The sequence below is a fragment of the Mycobacterium sp. 1165178.9 genome, from assembly GCF_001673555.1.
Taxonomy (GTDB): domain Bacteria; phylum Actinomycetota; class Actinomycetes; order Mycobacteriales; family Mycobacteriaceae; genus Mycobacterium.
The window spans coordinates 1-16,887 of sequence record NZ_LZMB01000487.1 but is presented as its reverse complement, the minus strand read 5'-3'; the positions used below and the strand labels follow the sequence as shown (position 1 = coordinate 16,887).

Annotated in this window: 16 protein-coding genes and 1 pseudogene; 11 read left to right on the top strand and 6 right to left on the bottom strand. The window is 66.5% G+C overall.

What is annotated here, in order from left to right; all coding sequences use genetic code 11:
* Nucleotides 1-28: 28 nt before the first annotated feature.
* On the bottom strand, nucleotides 29-241 hold the full coding sequence (locus A5652_RS20975) for a hypothetical protein (RefSeq protein WP_232001276.1): 213 nt from the start codon (nucleotides 239-241) through the stop codon (nucleotides 29-31).
* Nucleotides 242-258: 17 nt separating this feature from the next.
* Here A5652_RS20975 and A5652_RS20970 point away from each other — a divergent pair, with 17 nt between their 5' ends.
* Genes A5652_RS20970 through A5652_RS20960 form a run of 3 tightly spaced genes read left to right on the top strand, consistent with a single transcriptional unit; the run spans nucleotide 259 to nucleotide 2,819 of the window.
* Nucleotides 259-1,236, top strand: a complete 978-nt coding sequence (locus A5652_RS20970; RefSeq protein WP_067356085.1) for an alpha-E domain-containing protein — start codon at nucleotides 259-261, stop codon at nucleotides 1,234-1,236.
* On the top strand, nucleotides 1,236-2,075 hold the full coding sequence (locus A5652_RS20965; protein ID WP_067356081.1) for a transglutaminase family protein: 840 nt from the start codon (nucleotides 1,236-1,238) through the stop codon (nucleotides 2,073-2,075). The genes A5652_RS20970 and A5652_RS20965 overlap by 1 nt, the downstream gene beginning before the upstream one ends.
* Nucleotides 2,076-2,114: 39 nt before the next feature.
* Entirely contained in the window at nucleotides 2,115-2,819 is a 705-nt protein-coding gene (locus A5652_RS20960) for a hypothetical protein (RefSeq protein WP_067356078.1), read from the top strand.
* Between the two features lie 11 nt (nucleotides 2,820-2,830).
* Here A5652_RS20960 and A5652_RS20955 read toward each other — a convergent pair whose 3' ends face one another.
* Entirely contained in the window at nucleotides 2,831-3,673 is an 843-nt protein-coding gene (locus A5652_RS20955; RefSeq protein WP_067356075.1) for a ribonuclease Z, read from the bottom strand.
* Nucleotides 3,674-3,840: 167 nt separating this feature from the next.
* Here A5652_RS20955 and A5652_RS20950 point away from each other — a divergent pair, with 167 nt between their 5' ends.
* Nucleotides 3,841-4,269, top strand: coding sequence for a CBS domain-containing protein (locus A5652_RS20950; protein ID WP_067356095.1), 429 nt, complete (start codon nucleotides 3,841-3,843; stop codon nucleotides 4,267-4,269).
* An 89-nt stretch (nucleotides 4,270-4,358) separates the two neighbouring features.
* Here the strand turns inward: A5652_RS20950 and A5652_RS20945 are convergent, their stop codons facing one another.
* The gene (locus A5652_RS20945) at nucleotides 4,359-4,961 is read right to left on the bottom strand and encodes a type II toxin-antitoxin system PemK/MazF family toxin (protein ID WP_067356071.1); all 603 of its coding nucleotides are present in this window, start codon (nucleotides 4,959-4,961) and stop codon (nucleotides 4,359-4,361) included.
* Here A5652_RS20945 and lepA point away from each other — a divergent pair.
* A pseudogene (gene lepA, locus A5652_RS20940) lies at nucleotides 4,943-6,950 on the top strand (translation elongation factor 4). The gene A5652_RS20945 and the pseudogene lepA overlap by 19 nt on opposite strands.
* 2 nt (nucleotides 6,951-6,952) lie before the next feature.
* Nucleotides 6,953-7,711, top strand: a complete 759-nt coding sequence (locus A5652_RS20935) for a sensor domain-containing protein (RefSeq protein WP_067356064.1) — start codon at nucleotides 6,953-6,955, stop codon at nucleotides 7,709-7,711.
* Nucleotides 7,712-7,808: 97 nt separating this feature from the next.
* On the opposite strand, the gene A5652_RS20930 is transcribed toward A5652_RS20935, so the two are convergent.
* Nucleotides 7,809-9,848, bottom strand: coding sequence for a glycoside hydrolase family 15 protein (locus A5652_RS20930; protein ID WP_067356061.1), 2,040 nt, complete (start codon nucleotides 9,846-9,848; stop codon nucleotides 7,809-7,811).
* 131 nt (nucleotides 9,849-9,979) lie between these two features.
* Between A5652_RS20930 and A5652_RS20925 the strand changes: the two genes are divergently transcribed.
* The 5 genes from A5652_RS20925 to A5652_RS20905 all read left to right on the top strand — a co-directional run bounded on the left by A5652_RS20925 (nucleotide 9,980) and on the right by A5652_RS20905 (nucleotide 14,328).
* Nucleotides 9,980-10,174: a hypothetical protein gene (locus tag A5652_RS20925; RefSeq protein WP_067356058.1), complete on the top strand. Its 195-nt coding sequence runs from the start codon at nucleotides 9,980-9,982 to the stop codon at nucleotides 10,172-10,174.
* 335 nt (nucleotides 10,175-10,509) lie between these two features.
* Complete coding sequence (locus tag A5652_RS20920) at nucleotides 10,510-11,541, top strand: sulfate ABC transporter substrate-binding protein (protein WP_067356055.1); 1,032 nt, start codon at nucleotides 10,510-10,512, stop codon at nucleotides 11,539-11,541.
* Nucleotides 11,538-12,410, top strand: coding sequence for a sulfate ABC transporter permease subunit CysT (cysT, locus tag A5652_RS20915; protein ID WP_067356052.1), 873 nt, complete (start codon nucleotides 11,538-11,540; stop codon nucleotides 12,408-12,410). Before A5652_RS20920 ends, cysT begins: the two co-directional genes overlap by 4 nt.
* The gene (gene cysW, locus A5652_RS20910) at nucleotides 12,407-13,225 is read left to right on the top strand and encodes a sulfate ABC transporter permease subunit CysW (protein WP_067356049.1); all 819 of its coding nucleotides are present in this window, start codon (nucleotides 12,407-12,409) and stop codon (nucleotides 13,223-13,225) included. The genes cysT and cysW overlap by 4 nt, the downstream gene beginning before the upstream one ends.
* 8 nt (nucleotides 13,226-13,233) lie before the next feature.
* The gene (locus A5652_RS20905; RefSeq protein ID WP_156745456.1) at nucleotides 13,234-14,328 is read left to right on the top strand and encodes a sulfate/molybdate ABC transporter ATP-binding protein; all 1,095 of its coding nucleotides are present in this window, start codon (nucleotides 13,234-13,236) and stop codon (nucleotides 14,326-14,328) included.
* A 30-nt stretch (nucleotides 14,329-14,358) separates the two neighbouring features.
* Here A5652_RS20905 and A5652_RS20900 read toward each other — a convergent pair whose 3' ends face one another.
* Together A5652_RS20900 and A5652_RS20895 are read right to left on the bottom strand one after the other, a co-directional pair.
* Nucleotides 14,359-15,102: a phosphoadenylyl-sulfate reductase gene (locus tag A5652_RS20900; RefSeq protein ID WP_067356045.1), complete on the bottom strand. Its 744-nt coding sequence runs from the start codon at nucleotides 15,100-15,102 to the stop codon at nucleotides 14,359-14,361.
* Nucleotides 15,099-16,766, bottom strand: a complete 1,668-nt coding sequence (locus A5652_RS20895; RefSeq protein ID WP_067356042.1) for a nitrite/sulfite reductase — start codon at nucleotides 16,764-16,766, stop codon at nucleotides 15,099-15,101. The genes A5652_RS20900 and A5652_RS20895 overlap by 4 nt, the downstream gene beginning before the upstream one ends.
* Nucleotides 16,767-16,887: the final 121 nt, after the last annotated feature.

Below are 16,887 nucleotides of genomic sequence, written 5' to 3'. Positions count from 1 at the left end.
TCGGCGGCCTCGGCGTTACGCGCCAGCATCAGCGCCCCGCTCTTTGTTGCTGCTGCTGTTTGGGCTTATCGCGCGGGGGCTGGTCGGTGGGCTGCGGCTGCTGAGACGTCGGAGACGTCAGCCGCGGCGAGTCTTCCAGCGGATCCGGCATCGAGGTGGGCAACGAGCGCACCACCTCCGCCGCCTCGAGCTCGTGGTCACCGACCAGCCCCCGCGCGATAAGCCCAAACAGCAGCAGCAACAAAGAGCGGTGCGCTGATGCTGGCGCGTAACGCCGAGTCGCTGTATTGGATTGGTCGCTACGTCGAGCGCGCCGACGACACGGCACGAATTCTGGACGTCGCACTGCACCAACTGCTCGAGGATTCCAGCGTCGACCCCGACCATGCTTCTCGTCTGCTGCTGCGGGTGCTCGGTATCGACCCGCCCGATCACCAACTGGACGTGTGGTCTTTGACCGACCTGGTGGCCTATAACACCAACACCCAGGGCGGCTGCTCGATCGTCGACGCGATCACCGCGGCGCGAGAAAACGCGAAATCGGCGCGCGAGGTGACCTCCAGCGAGATATGGGAGTGCCTCAACACCACCTACCACGCCTTGCCCGAACGGGAACGTGCTGCCAAACGCCTTGGGCCACACGACTTCTTGTCGTTCATCGAACGACGGGCAGCAATGTTCGCCGGCCTGGCCGACTCAACGCTGTCCCGCGACGACGGCTACCGGTTCATGGTGCTGGGCCGCGCGATCGAACGGGTCGACATGACGGTGCGGCTGTTGCTGTCGCGGGTCGGTGACAGCGCCTCGTCCCCGGCGTGGGTGACGCTGTTGCGTTCGGCGGGCGCACACGACACCTACCTGCGCACCTATCGCGGTGTGCTGGATGCGGGCCGGGTGGTCGAATTCATGTTGCTGGACCGGCTGTTTCCGCGTTCGGTGTTCTACTCGCTGCGGCTCGCCGAACACAATCTCGACGAACTGGTCCGCAATCGGCAGAGCCGGATCGGACCCACCGCTGAGGCGCAGCGGCTCCTCGGCCAGGCCCGTAGCGAATTGGAGTTCGTGCAGCCGGGCGTGTTATTGGAGACGCTGGAAAGCCGGCTGGCCGGGCTGCAACGGACCTGCCATGACGTCGGAGAGGCGTTGGCGCTGCAGTACTTTCATGTGACGCCCTGGGTGGCGTGGTCGGATGCCGGCCAGCGCGCCCGGCTCGCCGGCAGGAAAGGGGACGGCTGATGTGGCGGCTGCGGGTGGTGCACACCACGGGATACGCCTACCAGTCGCCGGTGACCGCCTCCTACAACGAGGCCCGGCTGACCCCGCGGTCGAACACCCGGCAGAACGTCATCCTCAACCGCGTCGAGACCATCCCCGCGACGCGGTCTTACCGCTACATCGACTACTGGGGCACCGCGGTCACCGCGTTCGACCTGCACGCTCCCCACACCGATCTCACGGTGATGTCGTCCTCGGTCGTCGAAACCGAGCGGGCCGAGCCACTCTCGACGGATGTGGGCTGGAGCGACCTGCAATCGGACGCCGTGATCGATCGCTACGACGATCTGCTGCGCCCCACCGAGCACACGCCGGCCAGCAAGCGGGTGGCGTCGGTGGGCAAAAAGATCAGCAGGACCCACAAGCCGGCCGAAGCCGTTGTCGCCGCGGCCGATTGGGTGCGCAATGAGCTCGAATACCTTCCCGGGACCACCAGCGTGGCCTCGTCGGGGCTCGACGCGCTCAAACAGGGCAAGGGCGTCTGCCAAGATTTCGTGCACCTGTCGCTGATGTTGTTGCGCAGCATGGGAATTCCGGCGCATTACGTCTCGGGCTACCTGCATCCCAAACGTGACGCCGTGGTCGGGGACACCGTGGACGGGCGAAGCCATGCCTGGATTGAGGCGTGGACGGGCGGGTGGTGGAGTTATGACCCCACCAACGCCACCGAGATCACCGAGCAGTACGTCGGCGTGGGCGCGGGCCGCGACTACGCCGACGTTTCCCCGTTGAAGGGCATCTACTCTGGCGAGGGCGCCACCGACCTCGACGTGATCGTGGAGGTGACCCGGCTCGCCTAGTTGAGGTGATACACCGGGCACGGGGATACCGTTGCAGGAATGAACGATTCAGCCGGGCGCCCGGCTCGGCGCGTTGGTGATCGACCCAGGCATGGCGGGTGGCCCCTGGCGCCGCTGTCCCTGGCCTGCATCGGGCTGCTCATCGGCGGCATCGCCATCGGGGTCGCCGTGGGCGGGGTCATGCCGTTGCCGTACGGCCCGGCAGGCGCCGTCACGAGCTACGTCCGGGCCCAGCCGGTGGCCGTGCGGATCATCGCCGTCGCGACGTTTGCATCCTCGGTGCCGCTGGCGCTCTACGCGGCAGTCGCCGAAGCAGGCTTGCGGCAACTCAAGGCAAGGGCCGGATCCGCCGCGATCGCGCTCACCGGTGGCGTGCTGGCCGCCGGAGCGCTCGGTCTGGCCGGGCTGCTGGGCTGGACGCTGTCGATACCGGAGGTGGGGGCGAACGCGGCTTTGGTCAGGGCGCTCTACTTGCTGGTGTTTCTCACCGGCGGCCCGGCGCACATCGTGGCGTTGGGCCTGCTGGTCGGCGCGATCGCGGGCTCGGGTACGGGAGTGCTGCCCACACCGGTCGCCCGGATCGGTCTGGCGACGGCCATCCTCGCCGAACTGACGGCGGTGGTGCTGATCTGGCCGGCGCTGGGCGTCATCCTGCCGGTCGCGCGGGTCCTGGCGCTGACCTGGCTGATGGGGGCAAGCTTTGCCTTATCCCCTGCGGCGCAACGAGGTTCGGCAGCCCGATAGATCGCGCGCCGTCATGTGGGTGCGTCCACCTGAACCCGATGCAGATCGTCACCGACTTCGATGCGCCCACCGAACTCGGCGGCCGCCAGGGCCCGCCACTGTTCTTCCTGGCCGGGCACCAGTGCCGGCACGTAATGCGTCATGACGAGGGTGCCCACCCCCGCACGTGCCGCGGTGGCCGCCGCCTCTTCTACCGACGAGTGGTAGTCGCAGATGTCCTGCAGCCGCTGCTGGGGGATCGTGGCCACGATGTCCTTGCGGATCACCGTGTGCACCAGCGCGTCGGCGCCGGCCGCCAACTCGTCGAGGCCTGCGCACGGGACGGTGTCACCGGCCAGCACCACCGAGGCGCCCTGGTGTTCGATCCGAAAGCCGATGGTCGGGGCCACCGGCCGGTGATCGGTGGGGGCCGCCCGGATGGTTATTCCGTCGCTGGCCCAGACCGGGCCGTCGGTGTATTCGTGGACGTCCACACCCGGCGGCTCATTGATGTCGCGGTGATGGGCGATCCGGTAGCCGATGTCGTGGCGGAACGCGTTGAGCGTCGCCGCGACCGCCTCGGCGGTGCCGGGCGGTCCGATGATGGGCAGCGGCGCGGGATCGGGGGTGAGGGTGCTGATCCATCGCGTGATGAGGACGTCGCCGAGGTCTGCGATGTGGTCGCTGTGCAGGTGGGTGAGTAGTAGCGCCGACAATCCGGCCGCGCCCACCCCGACCGCGGCCGCGCGCTGCAGCACGCCGCGCCCGCAATCGACCAGGAACACCTGCCCGCCGGCACGTACCAGCGTTGACGGCCCGGCGCGGTTCGGATCGGGAATCGGACTTCCGGTGCCCAGCAGCGTGACCTCGATCATGGCCCTATCTTGCAAGCCCGCGGTGCCTGCAGCGGGCGGATCGGCCGATAAGCGGGGCTTTCACCGACTTGGACACGATCTGAATGCAGGTTCTTTTGATGGCTTTTGCGTCGCGCGAGTTAGCCGTAGCCTGGTGTGAAGCGGATCACAACCGGCTGGAGGCCTCGATGCGGATAGCGGACGTCTTGCGGAACAAGGGCGCGGCGGTGGTGACCATCAACCCGGACGCGACTGTTCGCGAGCTGCTTGCGGGGCTCAGTGACCAGAACATCGGCGCCATGGTGGTGGTCGGCGACGAGGGTGTGGTCGGCATCGTCTCGGAACGCGACGTGGTGCGCCAGCTGCACACGCACGGCGCCAGCGTGCTGTCTCGCCCGGTGTCCAAGATCATGACGTCGATGCTGGCCACATGCAGCAAGACCGACGAGGTCGACGCCATCAGCGTGTTGATGACGAAGAACCGGGTGCGCCACGTCCCGGTGCTGGACGGCAAGAAGCTGATCGGCATCGTCAGCATCGGCGACGTGGTGAAGACCCGAATGGAAGAACTCGAGGCCGAGCAGCGGCAGCTGCAGTCCTACATCACCCAGGGCTGAGCGCGGGCTGACCGGCTCCGCTCGCCCGACGTGCACTCACGGCGAAAATTTCGGCGTTTTCTCGCCCTGAGTGCACGCTCGGCGGCTAATTACCGCCAGGAGTACTCGGCGCGCAGCCGCGCGGCCACCACATCAAAGATCTCGCGATCCAGGATGGCGCCCTCGCGGCGAATGCCCTCTTCGGGCACGTCGAGCACCCGGTCCAGCCGGACCCAGCTAGGTCTGCCTTCGTAATCCCAAGGGCCGGAACCGATTCCGACCCAGTCGTGATCCGCGGCGTGGCGCTCCTGGCTGGACACCATCAAGCCCAGCAGCACGCTGCGGTCCCGTCCCACGACGAGTACAGGGCGGTCCTTGCCCCGGGTGGGGTCGTCCTCGTAGACCACCCACGTCCAGACGATCTCGCCCGGGTCGGCCCGGCCGTCCAGGCTCGGCGCGTACACCAGCTTGCGGGCCCGCTGCGCGGTGGGCAGGCTGCCGCTGGTCACCGGCCGGCCGGTAGCGGGCGCGTCGGAGGGTGACGGGGCCACCGCCGCAATCACGTTCGCGGTGATCCTCACCGCCTGTTGCAGCTCACGCAGCACGGTTTGGGAATTCTGCACCTGCCGGACCAGGCGAGGGGCATTGTTGAACACCAAATTCTCGGCAAACCGCTGAAACGTCTTCCACTGGGATTTCCGGGGGGACGCCATATTCGCAGCATAGACGCGAGGGGCGGGCTGCGATTGTGTCCAACTAGGTCAGGGCGGCCCTGTCTCGATACGCTGGACATACCCGCGAACCGCCCCAGAAACGACGGCGGAGCATCCCGTCAAGCTTGCACGCACCAGGAGATTCCCATCAGCAGTTTCGCCGACAAGACCTTCACTGCGCCGGCGCAGATTCGGAACTTCTGCATCATCGCCCACATCGACCACGGCAAGTCCACGCTGGCCGACCGGATGCTCCAGCTCACCGGCGTCGTCGACGAGCGCTCGATGCGCGCCCAATACCTGGACCGGATGGACATCGAGCGCGAGCGCGGGATCACCATCAAGGCCCAGAACGTGCGCCTGCCGTGGAAAGTCGGCGACACCGATTACGTGCTGCACCTGATCGACACCCCTGGCCACGTCGACTTCACCTACGAGGTGTCGCGCGCACTCGAGGCGTGCGAGGGCGCAGTGCTGCTGGTCGACGCCGCGCAGGGCATCGAGGCGCAGACTCTTGCCAACCTCTACCTGGCGCTGGACCGCGACCTGCACATCATCCCGGTGCTGAACAAGATCGACCTGCCCGCGGCCGACCCGGATCGCTACGCCGCCGAGATCGCCCACATCATCGGTTGCGAGCCGGGCGACGTGCTGCGCGTCTCCGGCAAGACGGGAGACGGCGTCGCCGACCTGCTCGATCACGTGGTGCGCGAGGTGCCGCCGCCGCAGGGCGAGGCGGACGCGCCGCTGCGGGCGATGATCTTCGACTCGGTCTACGACATCTACCGCGGCGTGGTGACCTACGTCCGGGTGGTCGACGGCAAGATCACCCCGCGCGAGCGCATCGCGATGATGTCGACCGGCGCCACCCACGAGTTGCTCGAGGTCGGCATCGTCTCGCCCGAGCCGAAGGCCAGCGACGGTCTCGGCGTGGGTGAGGTCGGCTACCTCATCACCGGCGTCAAGGACGTCCGTCAATCCAAGGTGGGTGACACCGTGACGACGGCACGGCGCGGTGCGGCCGAAGCACTGACCGGATACCGCGAACCCAAGCCGATGGTCTATTCGGGTCTGTATCCGGTGGACGGTTCGGACTACCCGGTTCTGCGCGACGCCCTGGACCGCCTGCAACTCAACGACGCCGCTTTGACCTACGAGCCGGAGACGTCAGTGGCGCTGGGCTTCGGATTCCGTTGTGGCTTCTTGGGCCTGTTGCACATGGAGATCACCCGCGAGCGCCTGGAGCGCGAGTTCAACCTGGACCTGATCTCAACGTCGCCCAACGTGGTCTATCGCGTGATTAAAGAGGACAACACCGAGATCTGGGTGACGAACCCGTCGGACTGGCCGGAGGGCAAGATCCGCGAGGTCTACGAGCCAGTGGTCAAGACCACGATCATCGCGCCGAGCGAATTCATCGGCACCATCATGGAACTGTGCCAGTCGCGCCGCGGCGAGCTGGGCGGCATGGATTATCTGTCACCCGAACGGGTCGAGTTGCGCTACACCATGCCGCTGGGCGAGATCATCTTCGACTTCTTCGACTCGCTGAAGTCGCGCACCCGCGGCTACGCCAGCCTCGACTACGAGGAGGCCGGCGAGCAGGAGGCTCAACTGGTCAAGGTCGACATTCTGTTGCAGGGCGAGGCGGTCGACGCGTTCAGCGCGATCGTCCACAAGGACGGGGCATCGGCCTACGGCAACAAGATGACCACCAAGCTCAAAGAACTCATCCCGCGACAGCAGTTCGAGGTCCCCGTCCAGGCCGCCATCGGATCGAAAATCATCGCGCGCGAGAACATTCGCGCGATCCGCAAGGACGTGTTGTCCAAGTGCTACGGCGGCGACATCACCCGTAAACGCAAACTTCTGGAAAAGCAGAAGGAAGGCAAGAAGCGGATGAAGACCATCGGGCGCGTCGATGTGCCGCAGGAGGCGTTCGTCGCGGCGCTGTCCGCCGACGCCGCGGGGGACAAGGGCAAGAAATAGCCATGCGAATACGGGGGATCGCGACGGCGCTGATGGCCGTCGCCACGGTGGCGACGGGCTGCGGCGGGGTAGTGGCCGGCACGGCGAAACCTGCGCCGAACCTGAAGCCGGGGCCGCTCAGCGGCGCGACGGTCAAGCAGGTGCTGCTCGACGGGGCGACGCTGTCGCGGATGCTCAATCAGACGTTCGTGTCGCGTGATCCGGCCCAATTCGGCGGCCCCGAAAAGCTTTATCAGGTCAAGCGGTCGACGTCGCAGTCCGGTTGCCTGGGCGTGACGGCGATGTTGCAGCAGGGCGTGTACCGGTCCGCGGACGTGAAAGACGTTGCGTCGGAGTCGTGGTGGAACAACGGCGAACCCGCGCAGGTGATCGTGGTCGAGGAGGGGGTGGTCACGCTTCCGTCGGCCACGCAGGCCCGGGCGCTGTTCGCGCAGTTCTCCCAGCAGTGGCAGCAGTGCAACGGCATGACGACCTCGGAACAGTCGGGTCCGATCAGCACCACGAACGTGATCAGCGATGTCCGCGTCGCCGATTCCACCGTCGCGGCCACCAAGACCGCGACATCGATCCTGCCCAACATGCCGCCGCTGCGACCCACCCCGCAGGCACGCGCCATCGGCATCCGGTCGAACTGCCTTGTCGAGGTTCAGGTGGTGTTCTTCGGGGGCCGGCGGTCCTCTGACCCGGGATCGGCGGACATCAACTCCAGCGCCATCGATGTCGCGCGTGCCCTGATGGACAGAGTCAGCGCGCTGGGCTGATCCCGCGCCTCAAGGTGGCGATCCGCGTCACCGTGCCGGCTCAGGGTGATGGTGGCGACCCGCTTCGCCCGGCTACGCCGCGCTCGCGATCGCCACGTCACATCGGCGCGTTCGCCGGCTGGAACATCCCGGAGCCGTCGGCCTCCTCCTCAGCGCGGATGACGTGCACCACCGCGTTGATCAGCGCCAGGTGGGTGAACGCCTGCGGGAAGTTGCCCAGCTGCCGGCCGGTGCGCGGCTCGATCTCCTCGGCGTAGAGGTGCAGTGGGCTGGCGTAGGACAGCAGCCGCTCACACAGGCGTTTGGCGCGCCGCACCTCCCCGATCTCGACCAGCGCCGACACCAGCCAGAACGAGCAGATCGTGAACGTGCCCTCCTCGCCGGACAGCCCGTCGTCGGTCTCCTCGACCCGGTAGCGCAGCACCAGGCCTTCCTGGGTGAGTTCGTCGGCGATCGCCAGGACGGTATTTCGCACCCGCGGATCATCTGGCGGCAAAAACCGCGTCAGCACCACCAACAGCAGCGAGGCGTCCAGCGCGTCACTCCCGTAGCGCTGCGTGAACACCCCGCGCGAGTCCACCCCGTGCTGCAGGATGTCGTTCTTGATCTCCTCGGCGATGGCGCGCCACTGCTGGGCATAGCTCTTCTCGCCCTGCCGCTCGGCCAGCTTGGCCCCGCGGTCGAGCGCCACCCAGCACATCACCTTCGACGACGTGAAATGCTGTGGTTCCCCGCGCACCTCCCAGATGCCGCGGTCCGGCTCGCGCCAGTGCTTGATGGCCTCCTCCACCTGCTTCTTCAGCACCGGCCACAACGTCTCCGGGACCTGCTCGCGCGACTTTGCGTGCAGGTAGAAGGAATCCAGGATGGAACCCCAGATGTCGTGCTGGATCTGGTCGTAGGCGCCGTTGCCGATTCGCACCGGGCGGGCATGGTCGTAGCCGGACAGGTGATGCAGCTCTTCTTCGACCAGGCTGCGCTCGCCTCCCACGCCGTACATGACCTGTAAGGGGTGCCGCTCGTTGTGGTTGGCCCCGGAGACATCGGCGATGAACGCGAAGAAATCGTCGGCCTCGCGGTCCAGTCCCAGCGTATAGAGGCCCCACAACGCGAACGTTGAGTCGCGCACCCAGGCGTAGCGGTAATCCCAATTGCGTTCGCCCTGAGGCGTTTCCGGCAGCGAAGTGGTGCTGGCCGCCAGCAGCGCACCAGTGGGCGAGTAGGTCAGGCCCTTCAACGTCAGCGCGCTGCGCTGCAGGTACGCCCGCCACGGGTGGTCGGGGAAGTTACCGATGTTGATCCACTGCCGCCAACACTCGGTGGTCTGCCACATCTTGTCGGCCGCCTCTTGGTACGTCTGCGGCGCCGGGTGCTTGGTCCAGCTGAGCGCGACGAAAACGTCGTCGCCTTCTTTCATCCGGGTGCGCGCGCGTGCCTCCCGTCCCTCGAGCCCAATGCGCAGGTTGCTCGTGAGCCGCATCGTCGGGTGGGCGTCGGGGTCCTTGGTGGCGCGCGCGACGGCCTCGCCATACGCGTTGGCGGAATACTCCCAGGAGGCGCCGACGCGGTGGTAGTCGAACGCCGGCTCGCAGCTCATCATCAATTCGACGGTGCCGCTGACGCAACGCACAGTGCGCAGCAGAATGTGCTCGGCATCCCAGTCCATCGGCGTGCGCCGATGCGTCCGCGACCGCCGCTCCAGATCGTGCCAGGGCCCCATGACCAGCGCGTCACGCACGATCAGCCACCCGGTGTGCGTCTGCCAGGTGGTCTCCATGATGAGGCTGCCGGGAAGGTACCGGCGGGCCGAGGGCACCGAGACGCCGTACGGTCCCAGCCGGAAGTGGCCTGCACTGCGGTCCAAGATCGCGCCGAACACGCTGGGGGAGTCCGGTCGCGGCACGCACAGCCATTCCACCGACCCCGCCGGGGAGATCAGGCAGGTGGTTTCCCAGTCCGACAGGAACGCATAGTCGGCGATCGGCGGGAACGGATTCCGCAGGGCTGCGCTGGGAGCGAGCGGCCCGGCCGTGCGCAAGTCGATCGACGAAGACATCGCGGTCGCGGCAGCCGCAGGAAACGGTTCCTCGGGCGTGGTGTCGGTCGGCTGGTCTTCGGGTTGGGCATGCAGAACCATCTGGACATCATCGCTGCTCAGCGATCGCGCGTCCAACCTTTCGCCGAGGTGGCGTGGCGTGCGCCCCGGGTAGTCGTGCGCCGATCTCCACACATTGGTCTTCGGCAGCCGGGCCGAATAGGGTGGGCCCCGTGAACGCGTTCCTCAATTGGTGGGACGGCAACGAGCTTTGGCTTTCGGGGCTCCCTTTCGTACTGCAGGCCATGGTGGTGATGCCGATCGTGCTGGTGGTGGCATACGCGGTGGCGGCCGGGTTGGATGGCCTACTCGGCAAGGGCATCGAGCTGATGCGCCGTGCCCGGCACGCCGACGGGACGCCCGAGTAACACGCATGCCTCGATCACACGTGACGCTGGTTCTCGGCATCCTGGTGGCGCTCGTGCTCGTCACGTGGTTGGTAACCCACCTGATGCACCACTAGCGGGCAGGGCCTGTTTGCCCGCCCCCCGCTGCGGTGGCGGCAACGTCAATTCCTGTTAGGCTTCCCGCCATGCGCGCGGCATTCGGCATTCCGGGTTCCTATGCCTTCGTGCATTGTTGTCGCTGACTCCCATACCCGTACGCGGTCTGGTCTGGAGTTTTCGAATTTTCCTGAAGTTCTAGGTTCTTATCCGCAGAAACGGGACCGAAACCCCCTACGTTCCGCATCGGAAGGCACTCAATGGACATCAGGACCGCGTCACATTGGCGGCCCGTCCTCGCCCTTGCCCTGATTGCCGGCCTCATCGCCGGATGCCACGGCGGCGCCAGTGATGCCGTCGGTGGCGGTGGGCTGGCCAACGCGCGCACCAGCATCACACTGGTCGCCTACTCGGTCCCAGAACCGGGGTGGAGCAAGATAATTCCGGCATTCAACGCCTCCGATGAGGGCAAGGGCGTCCAAGTCGTCACTTCCTATGGGGCATCCGGTGACCAGTCGCGCGGTGTCGTCGACGGCAAGCCGGCCGACGTCGTGAACTTCTCCGTCGAACCCGACATCGCTCGTCTGGTGAAGGCCGGCAAGGTTTCGAAGGACTGGAATGTCGACGCCACCAAGGGAATTCCGTTCGGCTCGGTCGTCACACTCGTGGTGCGAAAGGGCAATCCGAAGAACATCAAGGATTGGGATGACCTCCTGCGGCCGGGCGTCGAGGTGATCACGCCGAGCCCCCTGAGTTCCGGATCGGCCAAGTGGAATCTGCTCGCGCCGTACGCCGTCAAGAGTGAGGGCGGCGCCCATAGCGACGCCGGTGTGAATTTCATCAAGAAGTTGGTGACCGAACACGTCAAACTGCGCCCCGGGTCGGGGCGCGAAGCCACCGATGTGTTCGTCCAGGGCAGCGGTGACGTACTCATCAGCTACGAGAACGAGGCCATCGCCACCGAGCGGGCGGGAAAGCCGGTCGAACACATCAATCTGCCGCAGACCTTCAAGATCGACAATCCGGTGGCCGTGGTCAACACCAGTCCGCACCTGGATGCCGCCGTCGCCTTCAAGAACTTCCAGTACACGGCGGCGGCCCAAAAGGTTTGGGCGCAGGCCGGTTTCCGCCCGGTCGATCCGGCCGTCGCCGCCGACTTCCGAAACCAGTACCCGGTACCGGCGAAACTGTGGACCATCGCCGACCTGGGCGGCTGGACCACGGCGGATCCGCAGCTGTTCGACAAGAACACCGGCAGCATCACCAAGATCTACACGAAGGCCACCGGATGACGGCCATCACGCCGGACCCGCTGGCAATCAGGCCCGAGCTCAGTGGTGACGCACCACCGGGACCGCTTCCCGGACGCGGCCGCGGGACCACCGCCCTTCGGGTCGGAGCGGCCACGGTGTGGCTGTCGGTGATCGTCCTGCTGCCGCTGGCGGCAATCGCCTGGCAATCCGCCGGTGGCGGCTGGCACGCCTTCTGGCTCGCGGTCTCCTCGAACGCCGCGGTCGAGTCGTTTCGGGTGACCCTGACGATCTCGGCCGGGGTCACCCTGCTCAACCTGGTCTTCGGCCTGGTGATCGCGTGGGTGTTGGTACGTGATCACTTTCCGGGCAAGCGGCTCGTCGACGCGATCATCGATCTGCCGTTCGCGCTGCCCACCATCGTCGCCAGCCTGGTGATGCTGGCGTTGTACGGCAACAACAGCCCGATCGGCCTGCATCTGCAGCACACGTCATGGGGCGTGACGGTGGCGCTGGCCTTCGTCACGTTGCCGTTCGTGGTGCGCGCAGTCCAGCCGGTGCTACTGGAATTGGATCGCGAGACCGAGGAGGCCGCGGCCTCGCTGGGTGCCGGCGGCGCGAAGATTTTCACCTCCGTGGTGCTGCCGTCGCTGCTGCCGGCGTTGTTATCCGGTGCGGGCCTGGCATTCTCGCGGGCGATTGGCGAGTTCGGATCCGTGGTGCTAGTCGGTGGTGCGGTGCCGGGCAAGACCGAAGTGTCGTCGCAGTGGATCCGAACCCTGATCGAGAACGACGACCGCACCGGCGCCGCCGCGATATCGATTGTGCTGTTGGCCATTTCGTTTGTCGTGCTGCTCATCCTGCGGATCGTGGGCGGGCGCGCGGCCAAGCGAGAGGAGCTGTCCGCATGACATCCTCTGCGGGAGTGCGCTATTGGTTGCGGTTCATCGCGCTCGGATACATCTTCGTCCTGCTGATCGTCCCGGTCGCGTTGATCCTGTGGCGGACATTTCAACCCGGGCTCGGCCAGTTCTACGCCTGGGTGAGCACTCCCGCCGCGATATCGGCGCTGAACCTGACGCTGCTGGTGGTGGCCATTGTGGTGCCCCTCAACGTCGTCTTCGGCATTCCCACGGCGTTGGTGCTCGCGCGCAACAGGTTTCGTGGCAAGGGCGTGCTCCAGGCCGTCATCGATCTGCCGTTCGCCGTCTCGCCCGTCATCGTGGGCGTCGCGTTGATCGTGTTGTGGGGGTCGGCCGGTGCGCTCGGGTTCGTGGAGCAAGACCTCGGGTTCAAGATCATCTTCGGCTTGCCGGGAATCGTGCTTGCCAGCATCTTCGTCACGCTTCCCTTCGTGGTTCGCGAAGTGGAGCCCGTGCTACACGAGCTGGGAACCGACCAGGAGGAGGCGGCGGCCACCCTGGGTTCGGGCTGGTGGCAGACCTTCTGGCGGATCACCCTGCCGTCCATCCGGTGGGGTCTGACCTACGGCATCGTGTTGACCATCGCACGTACCCTGGGGGAATACGGCGCCGTGCTCATGGTGTCGTCGAACCTGCCCGGGAAGTCGCAGACACTGACATTGCTCGTCTCCGACCGTTACAACCGCGGCGCGGAGTACGGCGCCTACGCACTGTCCACGCTGCTGATGGGAGTTGCCGTGCTGGTGTTGGTTTTCCAGGTGGTGCTTGACGCGCGCCGCGCACGAGCGGCCAGACAGGCCTGACGAGGGGAATGACCGTGACCGATGCCGGCGCCAACCGCAACGACCCCGCCATCATCGTGCGTGACGCCAACAAACGTTATGGCGACTACATTGCCCTGGACCATGTCGACTTCGTCGTGCCCACCGGCTCGCTGACGGCGTTGTTGGGTCCCAGCGGTTCGGGAAAATCGACCCTGCTGCGTATGATCGCCGGCCTCGACCAACCCGACACCGGAACCGTCACGATCTACGGTCGTGACGTGACCCGGGTGCCGCCCCAGCGCCGCGGCATCGGCTTCGTGTTCCAGCACTACGCTGCGTTCAAGCACTTGACGGTGCGCGACAACGTGGCCTACGGGCTCAAGGTCCGCAAGCGGCCCAAGGCCGAGATCAAAGCCAAAGTCGACAATCTGCTGGAAGTGGTGGGACTGAGCGGGCTTGCGGCCCGCTACCCCAACCAGCTGTCCGGCGGTCAGCGGCAGCGGATGGCACTGGCGCGGGCGCTGGCCGTCGATCCGCAAGTGCTCTTGCTCGACGAGCCGTTCGGCGCGCTCGACGCCAAGGTGCGTGAAGATCTGCGAGCGTGGCTGCGGCGCCTGCACGACGAGGTGCACGTGACCACGGTGCTGGTCACCCACGACCAGGCCGAGGCATTGGACGTCGCCGACCGCATCGCGGTGCTGAACCAGGGCCGCATCGAGCAGGTCGGTTCACCAACCGACGTCTATGACACCCCGGCGAACGCGTTCGTGATGTCGTTCCTCGGTGCGGTCTCCACCCTGAACGGCACCCTGGTGCGCCCGCACGACATCCGGGTGGGTCGCAACCCCCAGATGGCGATCGCCGGCGGGGACGGCACCGCCGATTCCGTCGGTGTGGTGCGCGCCGTCGTCGACCGGGTGGTCACGCTGGGTTTCGAGGTACGGGTCGAGTTGACCAGCGCCGCCACCGGCGGCTTCTTCACCGCCCAGATCACCCGCGGCGACGCCGAGGCGTTGGCCCTGCGCGACGGCGACACCGTCTACGTGCGTGCCACCCGCGTTCCGCCGATCGCCCTCGAATCAACCGGCGTTAGTCGTGCGGAAGGCGCCGACGAGGACGACAACACGCTGACGTCGGCCTGACGGCCGGAGTTGCCGGCTAGCACGCTGTCGCTACGACGCGTGCAATCCGCATTCGGTCTTGGCCCGCCCCTGCCAGCGTCCGCGGCGCGGGTCGGCGCCCGCCAGCGGCTTGGCCGTGCAGGGCTCGCACCCGATTGACGAATATCCTTCGTAGATAAGCGGATTGACCAGAACGCCGTGCTCGTCGATGTAGTTCTGCACGTCCTCGTCGGTCCACGTCGCCATCGGGTTGATCTTCACCAGCTTGAAGCCCTCGTCGAAACCGACCACCGGCGCGTTGGCGCGCGTCGCCGTCTCCGACCGGCGCAGCCCAGTCACCCACGCCGAGTATCCGCGCAGCGTCTTGCCGAGCGGCTCGACCTTGCGCAGCCGGCAGCATTCCCCCGGATCGCGCGCGAACAGGTCCTTGCCCAGCAGTTTGTCCTGCTCGGCGACGCTTCGCTCGGGAGTGACGTTGAGCACCCGGATGTCATACACCGACTCGATCGCGTCCCGAGTGCCGATGGTCTCCACGAAGTGATAACCGGTATCCAGGAAGACTACCGGCACACCCGGACGCGCCTTGGCCGCCAGGTCGATCAACACCGCCTCCTGCATGCTGGAGGCCACCACGTAGTTGCAGGTGGCCCAGCCGCGCGGCCCGTTGACGCCGCCGAATGTCCGGTCAGTCCACCGCAACACGTCCGCGGCGCTGGCGCCCTCCAGCTCCGCCGCCCCGCGGGCGGCGAGCGCGCGCAGTTCGGCTTCCGGGAGTCTGGTCGTTCGTTCGCTCATCGCAAATCGTCCTCGTCTGCCCTCATAGCCCACTGTGCGAAACGTTCACCCTCGCCGCGATATTTCAGGAAGTTGCGTGTGATCCGCTCGATGTAGTCGCCGAGCTCGTCGCTGGTGACCTTGTGCTGGCGCAGCTTTCGGCCGAAACCGCTGTCCAGGCCCAGGCTGCCGCCCAGGTGAACCTGGAAAGCCTCGACGGAGCCGCCGTTTCCGTCGTCGACCATCTGGCCCTTGAGCCCGATATCGGCGACCTGAATGCGCGCGCATGAATTGGGGCAGCCGTTGATGTTGACGGTGATGGGCACGTCGAGTTGCCCGTTGACGTCCGCGAGGCGGCGTTCCAGGTCGGGCACCAAAGACTGCGCCTTCACCCGGGTTTCGGCGAAGGACAACTTGCAGAATTCAATCCCGGTGCAGGCCATCACGTTTCGGCGCCAATGTGACGGCTGTGTGTGCAGGCCGAGCGCCTCCAGGCCTCCGATCAGCTCGTCGAGCTTGTCGTCGGGCACGTCGAGGATGACCAGCTTCTGGTAGGGGGTGAGCCGGATCCGGTCCGAGCCGGCTCGCTCGGCGAGGTCGGCCACTGCGGTGAGGATGGTGCCCGACACCCGTCCAGCGATCGAGGCGGCGCCCACCGCGTTGAGCCCGTTCTTGAGCCGCTGCACGCCGACGTGATCGATCGGGCGCTTCAGCGGCTCGGGAGCCGGGCCGTCGATCAGCGGACGCTTGAGGTACTCGGTTTCCAGGACTTCGCGGAATTTCTCGATGCCCCAGTCCTTGATGAGGAACTTCAGCCGCGCCTTGGACCGCAGCCGTCGGTAGCCGTAGTCGCGGAAGATCGAGGTCACCGCGTTCCATACCTCGGGCACCTCTTCGAGCGGCACCCAGGCGCCGACCCGCTGGGCCAGCATCGGGTTGGTCGACAGTCCGCCACCGACCCACAGGTCCAGTCCCGGGCCATGCTCGGGATGATTGACGCCGATGAACGCGATGTCGTTGACCTCGTGCACCACATCCTGCAGACCCGAGATCGCAGTCTTGTACTTGCGCGGCAGGTCGGCGAAGTCGGGCTGCCCGATGTAGCGGCGTGCGATCTCCTCGATCGCCCAGCTCGGGTCGAGCACCTCGTCGAGCGACTCCCCGGCCAGCGGTGAGCCCAGGATCACCCGGGGGCAGTCACCGCACGCCTCGGCGGTCTGCAGGCCTACCTGGGCCAGCCGCCGCCAGATCTCGGGGACGTTCTGGACCTCGATCCAGTGGTACTGCACGTTCTCGCGGTCAGTGATGTCAGCGGTGTCGCGGGCGAATTCGGTGGAAATCTGGCCCACGGTGCGCAGTGCGGCCGCCGACAGCGCGCCGCCGTCGCACCGCACTCGCATCATGAAGTACCGGGCTTCCAGCAATTCCGCGTTGTCGTCGCCGGTGAACGTGCCGTCGTAGCCCTGTTCGCGCTGGGTGTACAGGCCCCACCAGCGGAAACGACCCCGCAGGTCGCTCTTGTCGATGCTGTCGAAGCCGTCGCGCGCGTAGATTTTCTCGATGCGCTCCCGCACGTCCAGCGGGGCGCCGGCCTGCTTCATTTCTTCGTTGGGGTTCAGCGGCTCACGATTTCCCAGTGCCCATTGGCCCTCGTTACGGGGCTTCGCGGGTCGGGCGGTGGTCATCGGAAGTTCTCTCCTTCAAAAAGATCGCCAGCGCGGCCAGCACAGTTCACCGGCACTTCTGGGCGGCACGGAACCGTCGGCCAGCTGGAGACACAGGGGGCCTGGGTCTACCACGTCAAGG